The organism is Micromonospora sp. NPDC006766 (assembly GCF_040636055.1).
Lineage (GTDB): Bacteria > Actinomycetota > Actinomycetes > Mycobacteriales > Micromonosporaceae > Micromonospora.
Genome location: NZ_JBEYIX010000004.1, coordinates 148908 through 164008 on the forward strand (window position 1 = coordinate 148908; position 15101 = coordinate 164008).

General features: G+C 72.2%; 13 protein-coding genes. 3 read left to right on the forward strand and 10 right to left on the reverse strand.

Annotated elements, in window-relative coordinates; translation table 11 throughout:
• Position 1 precedes the first annotated feature (1 nt).
• The 6 genes from ispH to hpnC are packed head-to-tail and all read right to left on the reverse strand — an operon-like array spanning position 2 to position 7595.
• Positions 2-1555, reverse strand: coding sequence for a 4-hydroxy-3-methylbut-2-enyl diphosphate reductase (gene ispH / locus ABZ671_RS07975; protein ID WP_357853073.1), 1554 nt, complete (start codon positions 1553-1555; stop codon positions 2-4).
• Positions 1552-3504 (reverse strand): squalene--hopene cyclase, encoded by a 1953-nt coding sequence (shc, locus tag ABZ671_RS07980; RefSeq protein WP_357853076.1) that lies wholly within the window; start codon positions 3502-3504, stop codon positions 1552-1554. Before shc ends, ispH begins: the two co-directional genes overlap by 4 nt.
• Positions 3504-4511, reverse strand: coding sequence for a polyprenyl synthetase family protein (locus tag ABZ671_RS07985; RefSeq protein ID WP_357853079.1), 1008 nt, complete (start codon positions 4509-4511; stop codon positions 3504-3506). The genes shc and ABZ671_RS07985 overlap by 1 nt, the downstream gene beginning before the upstream one ends.
• Positions 4508-5875, reverse strand: a complete 1368-nt coding sequence (gene hpnE / locus ABZ671_RS07990) for a hydroxysqualene dehydroxylase HpnE (RefSeq protein ID WP_357853082.1) — start codon at positions 5873-5875, stop codon at positions 4508-4510. Before hpnE ends, ABZ671_RS07985 begins: the two co-directional genes overlap by 4 nt.
• Entirely contained in the window at positions 5872-6741 is an 870-nt protein-coding gene (hpnD, locus tag ABZ671_RS07995; RefSeq protein ID WP_357853085.1) for a presqualene diphosphate synthase HpnD, read from the reverse strand. Before hpnD ends, hpnE begins: the two co-directional genes overlap by 4 nt.
• The gene (hpnC, locus tag ABZ671_RS08000) at positions 6738-7595 is read right to left on the reverse strand and encodes a squalene synthase HpnC (protein ID WP_357853088.1); all 858 of its coding nucleotides are present in this window, start codon (positions 7593-7595) and stop codon (positions 6738-6740) included. The genes hpnD and hpnC overlap by 4 nt, the downstream gene beginning before the upstream one ends.
• Before the next feature lie 308 nt (positions 7596-7903).
• Between hpnC and ABZ671_RS08005 the strand changes: the two genes are divergently transcribed.
• Positions 7904-8767 (forward strand): SAM-dependent methyltransferase, encoded by an 864-nt coding sequence (locus ABZ671_RS08005; RefSeq protein WP_357853241.1) that lies wholly within the window; start codon positions 7904-7906, stop codon positions 8765-8767.
• A 430-nt stretch (positions 8768-9197) separates the two neighbouring features.
• On the opposite strand, the gene ABZ671_RS08010 is transcribed toward ABZ671_RS08005, so the two are convergent.
• Genes ABZ671_RS08010 through ABZ671_RS08020 form a run of 3 tightly spaced genes read right to left on the reverse strand, consistent with a single transcriptional unit; the run spans position 9198 to position 11563 of the window.
• The gene (locus ABZ671_RS08010; protein WP_357853091.1) at positions 9198-10091 is read right to left on the reverse strand and encodes a nucleotidyl transferase AbiEii/AbiGii toxin family protein; all 894 of its coding nucleotides are present in this window, start codon (positions 10089-10091) and stop codon (positions 9198-9200) included.
• A gap of 16 nt (positions 10092-10107) precedes the next feature.
• Positions 10108-10764, reverse strand: coding sequence for a hypothetical protein (locus ABZ671_RS08015; RefSeq protein WP_357853094.1), 657 nt, complete (start codon positions 10762-10764; stop codon positions 10108-10110).
• 46 nt (positions 10765-10810) lie between these two features.
• On the reverse strand, positions 10811-11563 hold the full coding sequence (locus ABZ671_RS08020; protein WP_357853097.1) for a DUF2306 domain-containing protein: 753 nt from the start codon (positions 11561-11563) through the stop codon (positions 10811-10813).
• Positions 11564-12160: 597 nt separating this feature from the next.
• Here ABZ671_RS08020 and ABZ671_RS08025 point away from each other — a divergent pair.
• Positions 12161-12682 carry a GNAT family N-acetyltransferase gene (locus tag ABZ671_RS08025; protein WP_357853100.1) on the forward strand — a complete coding sequence of 174 codons (522 nt, stop codon included), beginning with the start codon at positions 12161-12163 and terminating at the stop codon, positions 12680-12682.
• 36 nt (positions 12683-12718) lie between these two features.
• Here ABZ671_RS08025 and ABZ671_RS08030 read toward each other — a convergent pair whose 3' ends face one another.
• Positions 12719-13372 (reverse strand): GPP34 family phosphoprotein, encoded by a 654-nt coding sequence (locus ABZ671_RS08030; protein ID WP_357853103.1) that lies wholly within the window; start codon positions 13370-13372, stop codon positions 12719-12721.
• Between the two features lie 258 nt (positions 13373-13630).
• On the opposite strand from ABZ671_RS08030, the gene ABZ671_RS08035 reads away from it, so the two are divergent.
• Positions 13631-15073, forward strand: coding sequence for an APC family permease (locus ABZ671_RS08035; protein WP_357853106.1), 1443 nt, complete (start codon positions 13631-13633; stop codon positions 15071-15073).
• The last annotated feature ends 28 nt before the right edge of the window (positions 15074-15101 follow it).

Here is a 15101-nt window from a genome sequence, read left to right on the forward strand (position 1 = left end):
CTCACGGCTGACGTACCTCCTTCGGCAGGGTGAAAGCGACGTCCTCGACGGTCGTGGTGTGCTCGCTCACCTCCCCCGCCCCGAGCGCGGTGAGCGCGGCCACCACCTCGTCGACCAGCGCGGGCGGCGCCGAGGCACCGGCGGAGACGCCGATCGTCGCGGCGCCGGCCAGCCAGCGCAGGTCCACCCGGCTCACGTCGTCGACCAGGTACGCCCGCGCACCGGCCCGCTCGGCCACCTCCACCAATCGACGCGAGTTCGAGGAGTTGCCCGAGCCGACGACCAGGACGATGTCGGTCCGGGCCGCGACCTCGGTGACGGCCTGCTGACGGTTGGTGGTGGCGTAGCAGATGTCGTCGGAGCCGGGGCCGGTCAGCGCCGGGAACCGCCGGCGCAGGGCGTCGACGACGCCGGTCACCTCGTCGGTCGCGAGGGTGGTCTGTACCAGGTAGGACACCCGGCCCGGGTCGTCCACCCGCACCGTCTCGGCCGTGGCGGGGTCGGACACCAGGCGGATCCGTCCGGGCGCCTCGCCGAGCGTGCCGTCGGTCTCCTCGTGGCCGGCATGGCCGATCAGCAGCACGGTGTCGCCCCGGCCGGCGAACCGGCGCGCCTCGGCGTGTACCTTCGCCACGAGTGGACAGGTGGCGTCGATCACCGGCAGCCGCCGTTCGGCGGCCTCCTGGCGCACCGCGGGCGCCACCCCGTGGGCGGAGAAGACTGTCACGCCGCCGTCCGGCACCTCGTCGAGTTCGTCCACGAAGACCGCGCCGCGGGCCCGCAGGTCCGCCACGATTCGGGCGTTGTGCACGATCTGCTTGCGGACGTAGACCGGCGGGCCGTGTCGTCGCAGCGCCTGCTCCACCACCGCGATCGCCCGCTCCACGCCGGCACAGAAGGAGCGGGGCGAAGCCAACACGACCTGCCGAAGGCTGCTCGCCGCGGCCCACTCGGCCAGCGCCGACGCCACGGCGGGCAGCACGGCCAGCGCGGTGCGGATGCGGCGGAGCGTGGCCGGCCGGTACAGCGATCCGGCCGCGGTGTCGGCGACCACCCGGACGCAGGCGCCCGGCCGGTCGCCACGACCGGCCAGCAGCCACGCGGATTCGCAGTCGGCGACCAGTGCGCCGGTCGCGGCCAGCCGGGTCCGGTCCGCGCCGTCGACCAGCCGGTCGGTGCTGAGCACGGGGCCGACGTGCACCCGCAACCCGCGCCGGCGCAGGGCGGCGGCGAGCATGGGTGCGTCCGGCAGCAACAGCACGCGCGGCGAGCCGCCGGAGGTCAGCGGGTCGAGGCGTACCTCGCTGGCCACGACGACATCGCCGCAGGCCAGGTCCGGGGCCAGTCCTCCCCCGATGCCGGCGACGGCGACCGGGGTTCCGCCGGCCGTACGGCGGGCGGCGGCCGCCCGGGCACGCCGCGGCCCGACGCCGGTGCGCCGCAGCACCGGTCGTCCGGGCGAGGCGCGGTGGGCCAGACCGCGCCGCAGCGCGGACGCTTCCGCGCGCATCGGCGCGTACAGCGTCCAGGTCGGACTGTCCGCCGGTGCGGTCACGGCAGTGCCTCGGCGTCGAGGCCGGTGGCGCGCGCGTCGAGGATCCGGCCGAGTGCGCTGATCGGGAAGACCAGCCGGTACAGGCCGTAGTTGATGTAGAAGTCGCCGGGAAAGCCGGTGCCGGTGTACTGCGGTTCGTCCCAGCCGCCGTCCGGCCGCTGGGTGTCGACCAGCCAGCGCACCCCGCGGGTGGCGGCCTCCCCCGACCCGTGTCCGGCGGCGTGCAGCGCGAGCAACGCCCACGCGGTCTGCGAGGCAGTGGATTCACCGCACCCGATCCAGGCCGGGTCCCGGTAGGAGCGCAGGTCCTCGCCCCACCCGCCGTCCGGGTTCTGGTGCGCCAGCAGCCAGTCCACGGCGCGGCGGATCGCCGGGTGCCCGGGCCGCAGGCCTGCGGCCACCAGGGCCGGCACCACCGCCCCGGTGCCGTAGACATGGTTGGCCCCCCACCGGCCGAACCAGGACCCGTCCGGCTCCTGCGCCCGCAGCAGCCAGGCCACGGCGCGGCGGATCGGCACCGTGTCGGCGAACTGCTCCGCCGCGAGGGCCTCGACGATGTGCGCGGTCACGTCGGCGCTGGGCGGGTCGATGACCTCGCCGAAGTCGCAGAACGGCAGATCACCGAGCGCCTCGCGAGTGTTGTCGGCGTCGAAGGCGGCCCAGCCGCCGTCGCGGCACTGCATGCCGAGCAGCCAGCGGACGGCCCGCAGCACGGCCGGGTCGGCCGGCACGTCGGTACGCCGCAACGCCATGATCACCTCGGCGGTGTCGTCGGTGTCGGCGTACCCGTCGTTCTCGAACTCGAAGGCCCAGCCACCGGGCGGGGTGTGCGGCCGGCGGACCGCCCAGTCGCCGCGAACCCGGATCTCCTCGTCGAGCAGCCACCTGCCGGCCCGCTTCAGGGCGGGATGCCCGGCCGGCAGCCCGGCGTCGGAGAGCGCGGTGACCGCGAGGGCGGTGTCCCAGACCGGTGACTGGCAGGCCTCCAGCCAGCGCAGCGGGCCGTCCGGGCTCGGCTGGCGCACCGTGAAGCGGTCCAGCCCGGCCAGGCCGCTGCGCAGGACCGGGTGGTCCAACGGGTAGCCGAGCAGGTGCAGCGCCATCAGCGAGTACACCCAGGGCGGCTGGATCCCGCCCCAGGATCCGTCGGCCTCCTGGCGGGCCACGATCCACTCGGCGGCTCGGCGCAGCGCGTTGCGGCGCAGCGGGCCGCGGGCGATCCGCTCGTAGCCGGCGGCGAGCCGGTCGAGGCGGTGCAGCACGCCGGGCCGGGACAGCAGCCGGGGCGGCCGCGGCGGCGCGGCGGCGACGTGCAGCTCGTCGACGGTGAAGCCGAGGTCCCGCACCGGGCGCAGCGCCCGGACGATGGACAGCGGCACGATGGTCTGTCGGGCCCAGCAGGCGAAGTCGTAGATGTTGAACGGCACCCAAGGGGGCAGCAGCACCAGCTCGGGCGGCACGGCGGGCAGCCGGGACCAGGGCCAGTGGCCGAACAGGGCCAGCCAGAAGCGGGTGAAGACGCGGCTGGCGGCCAGCCCGCCGTGCTCGCGGACGAACCCGGCGGCGTTCGCCATGTGCGGTGCTTCGGGCGGGTCACCGGCCAGCCGCAGCGCCAGATACGCCTCGATCGTGGTGGACAGGTCGCCCGGGCCACCGTGGAAGGTGGCCCAGGCGCCGTCGGGTCGCTGCTGGGAGCGGATCCAGCGCGCGGACTCGGCGGTCTGTTCGGCGGTGCGGATGCCCAGGAACTGCCGTAGCAGAAGGTCCTCGGCGTCCATGGTGACGTTGGTGGCCAGGTCCCCCTTCCACCAGCCGGCGTCGTCCTGCAGCGCGAGCAGGTGTTCGCGGGCGCGGCGCAGGGCTTCCCGGGCGGCGTCGGATGCGGTGTCACCCGCCAGCGGGGCGGTGACGACGGCCCCGGCGGGCTTCGGCGACAGCAGCTCGGTCATCAGTGATCCCGTCCGGTGATGAAGGTGGCGATGTCGGCGAGTTCGCGGCGGACGTGGTCGGGCAGGTCCAGGGCGGCCAGTTCCGCCCGGGCCCGCCCGGTCTCCCGCGCCGCCCGCTCCCGCGTCCACTCGCGGGCCCCGGTCGCCTCGATCAGTGCGGTCGCGTGGGCGACGTCCTCGTCGGCCAGCGGTGCCGGCGACCGGTAGAGCTCGGCCAGCGCCCGGCCGGCGCGACCACCGTCGGTCACCGCCCGCACCACCGGGATGGTGCGCTTGCGGGCACGCAGGTCCGAGCCGACCGGCTTGCCGGTGCGGCGCGGGTCACCCCAGATGCCGAGCAGGTCGTCGACGAGTTGGAAGGCGAGCCCGAGGTGCACGCCGAACCGGGACAGCCCGTCGACCAGCCCGGTCGGGCCGGCACAGAGCAGCGCCCCGAGCGCGCACGAGCCGGACAACAGGGCGGCGGTCTTGTCCCCGGCCATGGTCAGGCACTCGTCGAGGGAGACGTCGTCACGGTGCTCGAAGGCCAGGTCGGCGCCCTGTCCACGGATGAGGGCGCGCACGTCCAGGGCGAGCCGCCGCACCGCCGGACCACCACCGGTGACCTCGGCAAGGGCCTCGTACGCGAGCCCGATCAGGGCGTCCCCGGCGAGGATGGCGCGGCTGACGCCGAACACGGCCCAGGCGGTGGGCCGGTGACGACGTTCGGTGTCGCCGTCCATCACGTCGTCGTGCAGCAGGGAGAAGTTGTGCGCGAGTTCGACCGCGGCGGCGGCCGGCACGCCGGCCTCGGGTTCGGCCCCGGCGGCCTGGGCGGACAGCAGGGCCAGCGCCGGGCGCAGTCCCTTGCCCCGGCAGGCAGCGGGCGACCCGTCGGCGTTCCAGTAGCCCATCTGATAGCCGGCGACCAGCCGGTTACCTGGGTCCAGCCGGTCCAGCAGCACCCGGATCGCCGGCTCCACGTGCGTGTGGATCTGGCTGGTGCTGTGGCTGTGCGCGATGGTCATCGTGCGGCCTCCGTATGGTGTCGGGGCCGGGACGCGAGCTGGCGGGCGACGACGTCCGCGGCCTCCTGGCCGCTGCGTACCGCGCCCTCCATCGTGTCCGGCCAGCCCGTGTCGATCCAAGCGCCGGCCAGCACCAGCCCGGGTAGGCGGGTCGTCGTGGCCGGCCGGTACGCGCGGGTGCCGGGTGCCTGCCGGAAGGTGGCCCGCGGCTCCCGGGTGACGAACGCGTCGCGTACCGGGGTGTGCCGCGCGGCGGGGAACAGCGCGGCGAGCGCCGCGCGTTGGGCCGCCACCAGTTCGGCGGCGGGTCGGTCGATCTCGGCGTCGGCGGCTGACAGGGACACCACCACCTGCTGCGTGTCGTCCGGGCCGGACTGGGTGAAGATCCACTGTGCCGGGGACTCCACGGCGGCGGCCATGGTCAGCTCGGTGACCCGCTGGGCGTAGCGCAGGTGCACGTTGACGATCGGCGCCGCGCCGAGCCGGTGCCAGTCGCCGGCGCCGGGCGCGGCGGCCGGCGGCACCAGCGCGGCGGCAGCCTGGTGCGGCACCGCCAGGACGACGGCGTCCGCGGCGATCTCGCCGTCGGTCAGGCCGACGCGGAAGCCGTGGTCCTCCGGGTGGATCCACCGGACGCGGGACCGGGTGTGCACCTGGGTGCCGAGCCGGTGCAGCAGCCGCCGGGCCGGCACGGCGTGCAGGTCGGTCAGCGGGACTGTGGGACGGCCGATGTCACCGGCGTCGGCGGCGTCGAGCAGCCCGGTGCGGAAGACGCGGGCGGCCAGGGCCAGCGACGCATGGGTGCTGGGCAGGTTCAGCGCGGCCACGGTGATCAAATTCCAGAGTCGGCGTACGGCTCGCTCGCCCTGGCCGTGCTCGGCGAGCCAGTCGCCGAAGCTGCGGGCGTCGGTCGCCGGCAGGTCGGGGTCAACCGTTCGCAGCGCGGCGGCGGCCCGCACGGCGGCGAGCCGCTCCCCGGGGGTGAGCAGCCGGTAGCCGGCCAGCGCGGGCAGCAGGTGCGCCGGTGCCGGCAGCCGGCGGCGGGCCAGCAGGTGCGGGGCCCGTCCCGGCAGCAGCACCGGCACCGCGAACCGTGGTTGCACGTCGGTGTCGCCGGTGACGCCGAGCCGGTCCAGCAGACCACGGTAGGCGTGGTAGCAGCGGAGGAAGACGTGCTGGCCGGTGTCGACGGTCAGCCCGTCGCGACGGAAGGAGTAGGTCGCCCCGCCGAGTTCGGGCCGGCCTTCCAGCAGCGTCACCGGCAACCCCTGCTCGGCGAGCCGGATCGCCGCGGCGATTCCGGCCAGGCCGCCCCCGATCACGCAGACCCGGCCGGCTCCGTCCGGCACCTGCGGGGCGGTCATGCGGAGCGTCCGACGAGCGCGCGTGCGGCCACCCACGCCTTTTCCCGTCCGGGCAGGGACACCCGGCTACGGGTGACCGCCAGCGGGTCGGCCGCGATCCGGATGAGCAGCCGGCGGTAGATGCCGGCCATCGCGGCGGTGCAGGCCGCACTGCGCCGGTCCAGCAGGGGCAGCAGCCGCAGCCCGGTGTCGTACCACTGGGCGGCTCGGCGCGCCTGGAAGCGAACGAGTTCGACCAGCCGCTCGGGCGGGTCGGTGAACCGGGTTCCGTCCAGCTGCAGGGTGCAGCCGAACCGGTCCAGATCCTCGGCCGGCAGGTAGATACGCCCGTCGACCCGGTCTTCGACCAGGTCGCGCAGGATGTTGGTCAGTTGCAGCGCCACGCCCAGCGCGTCGGCCAGCGGTTCGGCCGGGGCCGGGTCGGCGGCGCCGAACACCCCGAGCGAGAGCCGGCCGATCGAGCCGGCCACGCAGCGGCAGTACCAGTGCAGGTCGTCGAAGGTGGCGTACACCCGGCCGGTCACGTCGGCGGCGCATCCGTCGATGAGTTCGTCGAAGGCCGCCAGGGGGATCGGCATCCGGAGCGCGGCGTCGGAGAGCGCGGTGAGCACCGGATCGCCGTCGTCGTTGCCGGGTAACTGGTGCAGCGCCTCCCGGGTACGCGCCAGGTGGTCCAGCTTCTCGTCCGGCGGCAGCGTGCCGTCGCCGATGTCGTCGACGCGCCGGGCCATGGCGTAGATCGCCGACAGGGCGCGGCGTTTCATCGGCGGCAGCAGCCGGATCCCGTACGCGAAGTTGGCGGCCCGGCTGCGGGTGATCTGCTCGCAGCGCCGGTAGGCCGTGTCGACGTCGCAGATCGTCGTCATCCAGCGCTCCTCACAGTTGCGGACAGCCAGCGGCGCAGGATGCGCCGGCCCTCAGGGCGAACGGTGGCGGGCAGCGGATCGTGGCCGGCCGCCGCCAGCGCGTCGAGGGTCGCCCGGCCGCCGGCCAGGTAGCCGCTCACCGCGAGCCGGGCCCAGCCGTGCAGGGCCGCCACGAGCGGTGCGCCGGCGTCGAGCCAGGCGCAGGCCCGCTCCGCCTCGAACTCGATCAGGTCGCGGAGCTGGCGGCTGGCGGTGGGGCGGGTGAGGTCGGCTTCGGTGACGCCGAACCGGTCCAGGTCCTCCGCCGGCAGGTAGATCCGGCTCCGGCGGTGGTCCTCGGCCACGTCCTGCAGATGCTCGATGAGCTGCAACGCTGTGCAGATCCGGTCGGACAGCGCGATCCTGGCCGATCCCACCTGCCCGAATACGTGCAGCACCAGCTCGCCGACCGGGTTCGCCGACAGGGTGCAGTACTCGACCAGTTGGTCGAAGGTGGCGTACCGGGTCACCCGCTGGTCGACCCGGTTCGCCTCGATCAACCGGACGAGCGCGTCGAGGGGCAGCCGGCACTCGACCACGGTGGGCCCGAGGGCGCGCACCACCGGATGGGTCACCTCGCGGCCGGCGTAGAGGGCCCGCAGCTCGGCCTCGATCTCGTCGAGCGCGGCGAGTCGATCGGTGGTGTCGGGCAGAGGCTCGTCCCCGATGTCGTCGATCTGGCGGGCGTAGGCGTAGATCGCGAGCAGGTGGCGACGGTACCGGCCGGGCAGGACCCGCAGCGCGACCGGAAAGTTCTCCTGCGACCGGGCCTGCTCGACCCGGCGTAGCGCCGCGACGGCCGTGCGTTGGCTCATCAGCATTCCTTCCTGGCCGGGCACGGGGCCGACGGTGTCTGCTCATCCGGGCAGCGCCCGGTGCAGGACCGCGCGCGGCGATGGGCGGCGCGGGCGGCGCCGGGGGAACGCCGATCCCCGAAGCCAGCGTGAATTCACCTTAACCATGCAGATCGGTGCCAATTCCCTGATTCGCGCCAAATCCCCTGAGCCGAGACGGGCGGGGCGATGGCCCCGGCTCGGCCGTGGTGGGTGGCTGGGACGACAGCGCGACTCGAGCGGGCCCCCGGCCACGGGCCGAGTCGTTATGATCTCGGTGGATGCCCACCATGGACGGGGAGGTCACGGTGACGGACACGACACCGGGGGTACGCCCAGCACCGGAGCAGTCGCCGTCAACACGGATCGACCCGTCCGTGCCGCATCCTGCCCGCCGCTACGACTACTGGCTCGGCGGCAAGGACAACTTCGCGGCGGACCGACTGTCTGGCGATGCCGTCGCCGCAGCCTACCCGGCGATCCGGACCACCGTGATAGAAAACCGGCGGTTCATGCAGCGGGCCACCCGTCACCTGGCCGAGACGGCCGGCATCCGACAGTTCCTCGACATCGGCACGGGCATCCCGACCAGCCCCAACATGCACGAGATCGCCCAGCAGATCGCGGCCGGCTCGCGGGTCGCCTACGTCGACAACGACCCCATCGTGCTCGCGCACGCACGCGCCCTGCTGACCAGCGCGCCGGAGGGGGCCACCGCGTACGTCGACGCCGACCTGCGCGACCCGGAGCGGATCCTGAGCCACCCGGACATCCGGGCCACGATCGATCTTGACCGACCGGTCGGGCTGATGCTGGTGGCGATCCTGCACTTCCTCACCGACGACGACGATCCGTACGGGATCACCCGTCGGCTGATCGCGGCGCTCCCGTCGAACAGCTACGTGGTGATCTCGCACGCCACCACCGACCTGGTGCCACGAGAGATCGCCGCCGCCGCCGCGCCGGTCACCACGACCAGCATGATCGACATGGCCTTCCGGACCAGGGACGAGTTCGCCGCGTTCTTCGACGGCCTGGAACTCGTTCCGCCGGGCATCAGCCCGGTCACCGAGTGGCGCCCGGACGTCCCGCCCGAGCTCCGGACACCCCCCGCGCAGGCATCCATGTACGCGGCCGTCGCGCGCAAGCCCTGAGCCGGTGCCCGGCGACAGCACTTGGCATGCGCGCCTGCGCCGAGAGGTTTCCCGAAGGCGTGATGGTTCTCGACACGCTTGCCCCGTGGATGGCACGTGCGGTGCGGCGGGCCAGCACCAGGGCGTCGGCTACCATCCGCCAGAACTGCACTGGTGCATCAACTCGGTGAATTGGCAGAGCCTTCGTGGCGTGCATGCGAACATCTCGGATGTGTCCGAGGTGCGCTCTCCGTCGGGGAGGGGGCCGCTGGCGTGGCTGCCGCCCAACCTGCACCGGATACCTGTTCTCCGCGGCCGCCGTAGTGGTGTGGTTCGCCTTCGCTTCGCACCGGGCCGGTAACACGGTGACCCGGCAGCACTGAACACCGCCGGCTGGCGGGTTTCCGGGCGATCCGGACCCGACCGACGAGGGTAGCGGTTTCGGGCTTGGTCAGGCCCAGGCCTGATCGAGGGCCAACGCCAGGCGCCTGGTCCACTGCTTGGCGGTGCCGGCAATTCCGGGGTACTCGTCGGTGAAGTTGGTCCAGTCGACCCGCCAGGACAGCACGGTCTCGGCGGTGAAGGTGTCGGCCTCCGCGCCGAGTTCCGGTCGCATGAGCTCGTGGACGAGGGCTTGGTCGACGGTGGTGTGTTCGGCGAGCAGGACCGCGTCGTAGAGGTCCTTGCCCTGCGGGTACATGTCGGTGGCCAGCCACAGCAGCTTCCACGCCAGCGCCAGCGAGGCGGGCGCGGCCAGTACCGGCTCATCGACGTCGGGCAGGATCAGCACCTCTGGTGGGAGGGGAAGCGTTTCACCGAAGACAACATCGATCTGTACGTGGCCGTCCGGTGCCTCCGGCGTGCTGAAGGGGATGACGAGCCGGCGTCCGTCAGCGCGTTCGTACGTCCAGATGGCGGACTCGGTGATCCGGTCTGGTCGCAGGCCCGCACCGGGTGCGGTTCGGACGGCGGCCTTGATGCCGTCGAGCAGCGCCCGGGCGTCGGCGCTGTCGCTGGCGATGGTGTGCGGGGTGACGACGAAGTCGAGGTCGCCCGGCTCGCGGGCGGCGTCGCCGACCCAGGCCGCCATGGTGACGCTGCCGCGCAGGACCAGATGCTGGCGCCAGGTGGTTGCAGCGATGGCCGCCAGGACGTGGTGCATGGCGGCGCGTCGGGCGGCGGTCCACTGCTGGCCGGTGGCCGCCACGAGGAACTCGGGCTCACCGGGCCGGTATGCGTTCGGGTACTGCTTGAGAGCGGGGTCGAATGCCGCCCTCTGCCGGACGGTCGGGCTGGCGGGCAGTGGCTGGTAGGTCGGCGGGTAGCCCGGGGCACCAGCCGGCACGAACCTCATCCTGTTCTCACGCTCCAACTTTCAACCGGCTCGGGCCCGGCGAGTCCAGCCAGCCCTGGTCGTGGTGGAGGTCGCTGTCGAAGACAACGTACTCCTGCTCCACTGTCGTGGGCTCGTGGCCCGCGGCCCGGAGCGTTTCGACGAGCTCGTCGAGCCGCTGCCTGGCCGTGGCGAGCCCGACACCGTGGCAGCGCTGGTTGACGAACCGTTCCTGCGCGCCGTCCGCGAACTCCCGGCGAGCGTTACGGGACAGCCGCGCCCCATGCGGCGCGACCAGATCGGTGAGAGCCACCAGATCCGCCGCCGTCGCACCGGGCAGCAACAGTTTGACGTGATGCTCGAAATACCGGCCACCCGGCTCGACCGCGGCCTGCTCATCCGACTGCGGCACACCGACGCACCACGGCGCCGCCTCGATCTTCGACCGGCACGGGTATATCCCTGCCTCGCCCAGCTCGCGCTGCCAACGCTGCACCGCGGCATGCTGGTCGGCCAGGTTGCCTCGCCCGCTCAGGGTGAGCATCGGCTGAGAGGCGTACGCGCCACGATCAAGCACAATGTGGACGAACTTGACGCGATGCCGGGTGGCGAACGCCGACAGTTCCTCGGCCTGATGGGCGTGAGCCGTAATGTGGATCTCGAAGTCTCCCGACACCTCACGCATCGCCGGAGTCTATGGCACCACCCTCAGGCCGGGGACACGGTTTATGTCAGGCCGCCTCGCGGCGGCGGCCGGCACCCCGACGGCGGGCATTGCCGCGCTCCAGCCACCACTCGGCGACGAGCAGGTTGAGCACCCAGCTCATCCAGACGCTGGCGCCGGCCGCAGCCCGGATCATCGCGTCCTGATCACCGCCGTACGTCGTATCAAGCTGAGGAAGCAGCAGGACCACGAAAAGGATCAACCACACCCGGTTCACCACAATCGACGTGGTCAGCGCGAAGCTGCGGATCATCCACCGACGATGCTCGACAAACCGGCGTTGCCGCGCCATCCGGTAGCCGGCGACCGCAGTGGCCAGCCACAGGAGCGCCAGCATCGTGTTGCCGACCTGTGAGACGAAGCCGGTGCTGCTCACCGGCGCGACGCCCAGAACGGCAATCCCCGCCGGGAAGACGCCGCCGAAGAAGTACGTCCGACCCATCCACCGGTGCGCGGCCGGGTAACGCCGGCGGAACCACGGCCAGACCTGGAAGCAGCCGGCGAGCAGAGCCACGGAGCCGAAGACGATGTGCGCCACCAGCAGGGGGTAGTACGGCGGGTAGCCCTGCGGGACAGGCAGCCGGGAGCGGCTCGGGTCCAACGTCAGATACGGGGGCAGCGCGTACAGCACAAACGCGACCGCGGCCAGCAGCAGCGGCACCACCCAGCGCAACTGCCGCGCGCGCCGGCGACCGGCCGGGCGACCGGACGGCGCGCCGGTGGCGGGCGGGGTCAACGAGTTGTCGACCGTCGTGGGCATGTTGCCTCCCCTGTCTACTGGCACCACCTGGCCCCTGTTGGCCGAGGCGGTCCGGCGTTCACCCGCCCGACCCGTTCGGCCAGGCCCGCGACTCACCTGGATGTGCCGTTGGTGACGTGCCGGATGCAATCCACTCTGCGCCGCGCCGGCCGCCGGGTCAGCGGTGCCAGGTCCCTCCTTTCCGGTGGTGCTGGCCCTACCTTCGGGCCTGACCTGGTGGCGGGTGACATCCGCCGCCGCCTGGCGCCGAGATGAGGTGATGGGAACAAGCCCACCCTTGTCGTCGTCAGCTTGAGACTGGCCGCCGATACATCGAGCCGACGCGGCCGGGAAATCAGCGCGGTCGCACTGTCACCTCTGTCCACGGCTGCGTCAGCTGCGATGTTGCCCGCCGCTCCACATAGGTCGCTTTGGGCATCCCGCAGAGGACTTTCGGTGGGCAACGCGGGGTATCGCGGCTGGTAGCGTACTCGGCGCTTATCGATCAAGTCAGTGACACCAACGTGGGGAGCAGGAGTGGTTGGTTCGCAGGAAGACATCCGCCGAGCGTCGAGCGCCGACGCGGCGCTCATAGGGATGGTCCTGGCGGAAGCGTTCATGCGCGATCCGGTCAGCGAATGGATCTTCCCGGACGAGGAGCATCGAGCGACGGCGCATCCCGCGTTCTTCGGAGAGTTCGTCGGTCTCGCTCTTGAGGCGGGAGAGGTCTATCTGGCCGGCGAGGGCGCGGGCGTGACCCTGTGGTTGCCCGTTGACGGCAGCGATGAGCCCGACGAGGGACCGGAACTGCTGCAGGCCCTGGAAGCCGCTGTCGGCGCGGACGCGACAAAACGGTTCGCGGTCCTCGACGGGCTGATGGCGGCCAACCACCCGAGTGAGCCGCACTGGTATCTGCCGTTCATCGCGGTGCACCCCGCCCAGCACAGCAGGGGGGTGGGTTCAGCCCTGCTACGACACAAGCTCACCCAGCTCGACGAGGCCGGCTCGGCAGCCTACCTGGAGGCGAGCTCGCCACGTAACGCGGCGCTCTACGAGCGGTACGGGTTCGCGTTCGGTGCGTCCACGCTGGATCTCCCAGGCGGGCCGAGCCTCTATCCGATGTGGCGTAAACCAGCCTGACCGGCCCGCCTGCCCCGCCACGGCGGGGCAGGCGGCTCAGCGCCGGATGCTGACGGTGGACGCGTCGAGTGCGGCGACGACGGCCCCGAGGAGGCTCTGCAGCACCCCTGGCAGCAGCTTGCCGCACTCCCGCATCCGTGCGCTCACCTGGGCGTCGAAGACGTTCGGGCCCAGGTTCACCGGCTCGATGAGCGCGCCCAGCAGGAGGGTTTCCACGTCGAGGTCGGTGCTGGGCTGACGCATCAGCAGCGCGGTCAGCCGCACCCGTGGCGTGGCGGCCTGGTTCGGATCGACCGCCGGCCAGCGGATCGATCGGCCGAGCAGCCGGCCCTGTTCCCGCCGCACCACGCCGGCGGTCGCCAGCCGGGTGCCGACCCGCTCGCAGATGTTGAGCTGCTCCCGCAGATACCGAATCCACAGCCGGATCGGGTGGGCGCCCTCCCGTCGCATGATCTCGGTGATCAGCAGATCGGTCAGCGGCTCCTGCCACAGACGTCCGTCGATCGCGACCACCCTGCCGTCCTCGACGGCGATCCGGCGCTCGAACATGAGCTCGGCGAGCGCGGCCCCGGCGAGCGCGCAGTCGAGCCGATCAGTTGCCCCGTGCGGCTTGCCGGAAAACTCGTCATGACCGATGAGGAACAACGCGTCGGCCAGCCGGTACGTCGGGGGTGCGCCGGAGTAGGTCATCATCCATCCTCAGCAGACGGCCGTGAACATCGACACGGCACGGTACGGCATGACCACGCGCAGTTCAATCCGGACGGTCGTTCAGCCAACGGATGATCACCGTGAAGCGGGGTTGTGACGATCCGTGATCACCAATACTCTGCTCCCGGCTCTTCTAACACGGGCTTCAACCCCTTCGCACGCCCTGGAGAAGTCTTGTCGGCTGACTATTTTTCTGACAGTGGTCTGCGCCGTGGCCGCCTAGGCACGGCGCACCTGGTGTTCTTCACCGTCGCGGCCTCCGCGCCGTTGACCGTGCTCGGTGGTGGTGTCACCACCATGTTCGCCGTGAGCGGCAACGTCGGCGCGGCGCTGGGCTATGTGCTCCTCGCCGCGGTGTTGGCGGTGTTCGCCACCGGCTATGCGGCGATGAGCCGTCACGTGGCCAACGCCGGCGCCTTCTACGCGTATATCGCGAACGGGCTCGGCCGAGCCGGCGGGGTGGCCGGCTCGGCGGTCGCCCTCGCGGCGTACAACGCGATCCAGATCGGCCTGTACGGCCTGATCGGCGCCATCCTCCAGGAGTTCTTCGCCGACAAGGCAGGCCTGAATCTCGCCTGGTGGATCTGGGCCCTCCTCGCCTGGGCCTTCGTCGGCCTGCTCGGCATCCTGCGGATCGACCTGAACGCCACCGTGCTGGCGATCCTGCTCGGCCTCGAGTGCGTGGTCGTCCTGATCTTCGACGCGATCTCCTTCACGCACCCGGCGGGCGGCACGATCAGCGGTGCCGGCATCGCCCCGGGCAACCTGTTCACCGCCGGCATCGGCGCGGTGCTGGCGTTCACGATCGCCTCGTTCACCGGCTTCGAGAGCGGTGCCATCTACAGCGAAGAGGTCAAGGATCCACGGCGGACGGTGGCTCGAGCCACCTACCTCGCGGTCGCCTTCACCGGCCTGTTCTACGCCGTCTCCGCTTGGGCGCTGAGCGTGCTGACCGGCCCGGAGAACGTGGCCCAGGCCTCCGCGGACGGCCCGGGCGTCGTCTTCGGTGCGCTGGAGCAGTACGCGGGCACGGCCGTCGCCGACATTGCGAGCGTCCTGTTCATCACCTCGGTGCTGGCTGCGCTGCTGTCCTTCCACAACGGTGTCGCGCGGTATCTCTTCGCGCTGGGCCGGGAGCGGGTCCTGCCGCGCTTCCTCGCCGCGACGTCGGCACGCAGCGGCGCGCCCCTGGCCGGCTCGCTCGTGCAGAGCGCGCTCGCGGTGGTGGTCTTCCTGATCTTCGCGATGGCGGACCGGGACCCCATCGTCGACCTGTTCACCTGGCTGTCCGGCTCGGCGGCGGTCGGTGTGGTGCTGCTGATGACGCTGACCTCCGCCTCCGTGGTCGGGTTCTTCCACGGCCGGCCCGGGCCGGAGACCATCTGGCAGCGGCTGCTCGCGCCGGTGCTCGGCACGATCCTGCTCGGCGTTGTGCTGGTGGTGCTGCTGTTCAACTTCGACGCTCTGCTCGACCCCGAGAACCCGAGCTACCTGAAGTGGCTGCTGCCGATGTTCCCGGTGGCCGCCGGGGTGATCGGCCTCATCTGGGGCGTCGTACTGAAGTCGATCCGCCCCGAGGCGTACGCCCGGATCGGGCGGGTCGCGGAGGACGGGCTGCACGATCCGGCCCTGCACCCGGCCCCGGAACCCGACCGGTGGGCGCACGCCGGTCAGCGATAGCCGCGCCCCTGATCCACCCTCGACGGCC

Excerpts from the sequence above, each read along its gene's own strand:
- shc (WP_357853076.1), bottom strand. The coding sequence starts at position 3,504 with ATGACCGAGCTGCTGTCGCCGAAGCCCGCCGGGGCCGTCGTCACCGCC.
- ABZ671_RS07985 (WP_357853079.1), bottom strand. The coding sequence starts at position 4,511 with ATGACCATCGCGCACAGCCACAGCACCAGCCAGATCCACACGCACGTG.
- hpnE (WP_357853082.1), bottom strand. The coding sequence starts at position 5,875 with ATGACCGCCCCGCAGGTGCCGGACGGAGCCGGCCGGGTCTGCGTGATC.
- hpnD (WP_357853085.1), bottom strand. The coding sequence starts at position 6,741 with ATGACGACGATCTGCGACGTCGACACGGCCTACCGGCGCTGCGAGCAG.
- hpnC (WP_357853088.1), bottom strand. The coding sequence starts at position 7,595 with ATGAGCCAACGCACGGCCGTCGCGGCGCTACGCCGGGTCGAGCAGGCC.
- ABZ671_RS08005 (WP_357853241.1), top strand. The coding sequence starts at position 7,904 with ATGGACGGGGAGGTCACGGTGACGGACACGACACCGGGGGTACGCCCA.
- ABZ671_RS08015 (WP_357853094.1), bottom strand. The coding sequence starts at position 10,764 with ATGCGTGAGGTGTCGGGAGACTTCGAGATCCACATTACGGCTCACGCC.
- ABZ671_RS08020 (WP_357853097.1), bottom strand. The coding sequence starts at position 11,563 with ATGCCCACGACGGTCGACAACTCGTTGACCCCGCCCGCCACCGGCGCG.
- ABZ671_RS08025 (WP_357853100.1), top strand. The coding sequence starts at position 12,161 with ATGCGCGATCCGGTCAGCGAATGGATCTTCCCGGACGAGGAGCATCGA.
- ABZ671_RS08030 (WP_357853103.1), bottom strand. The coding sequence starts at position 13,372 with ATGACCTACTCCGGCGCACCCCCGACGTACCGGCTGGCCGACGCGTTG.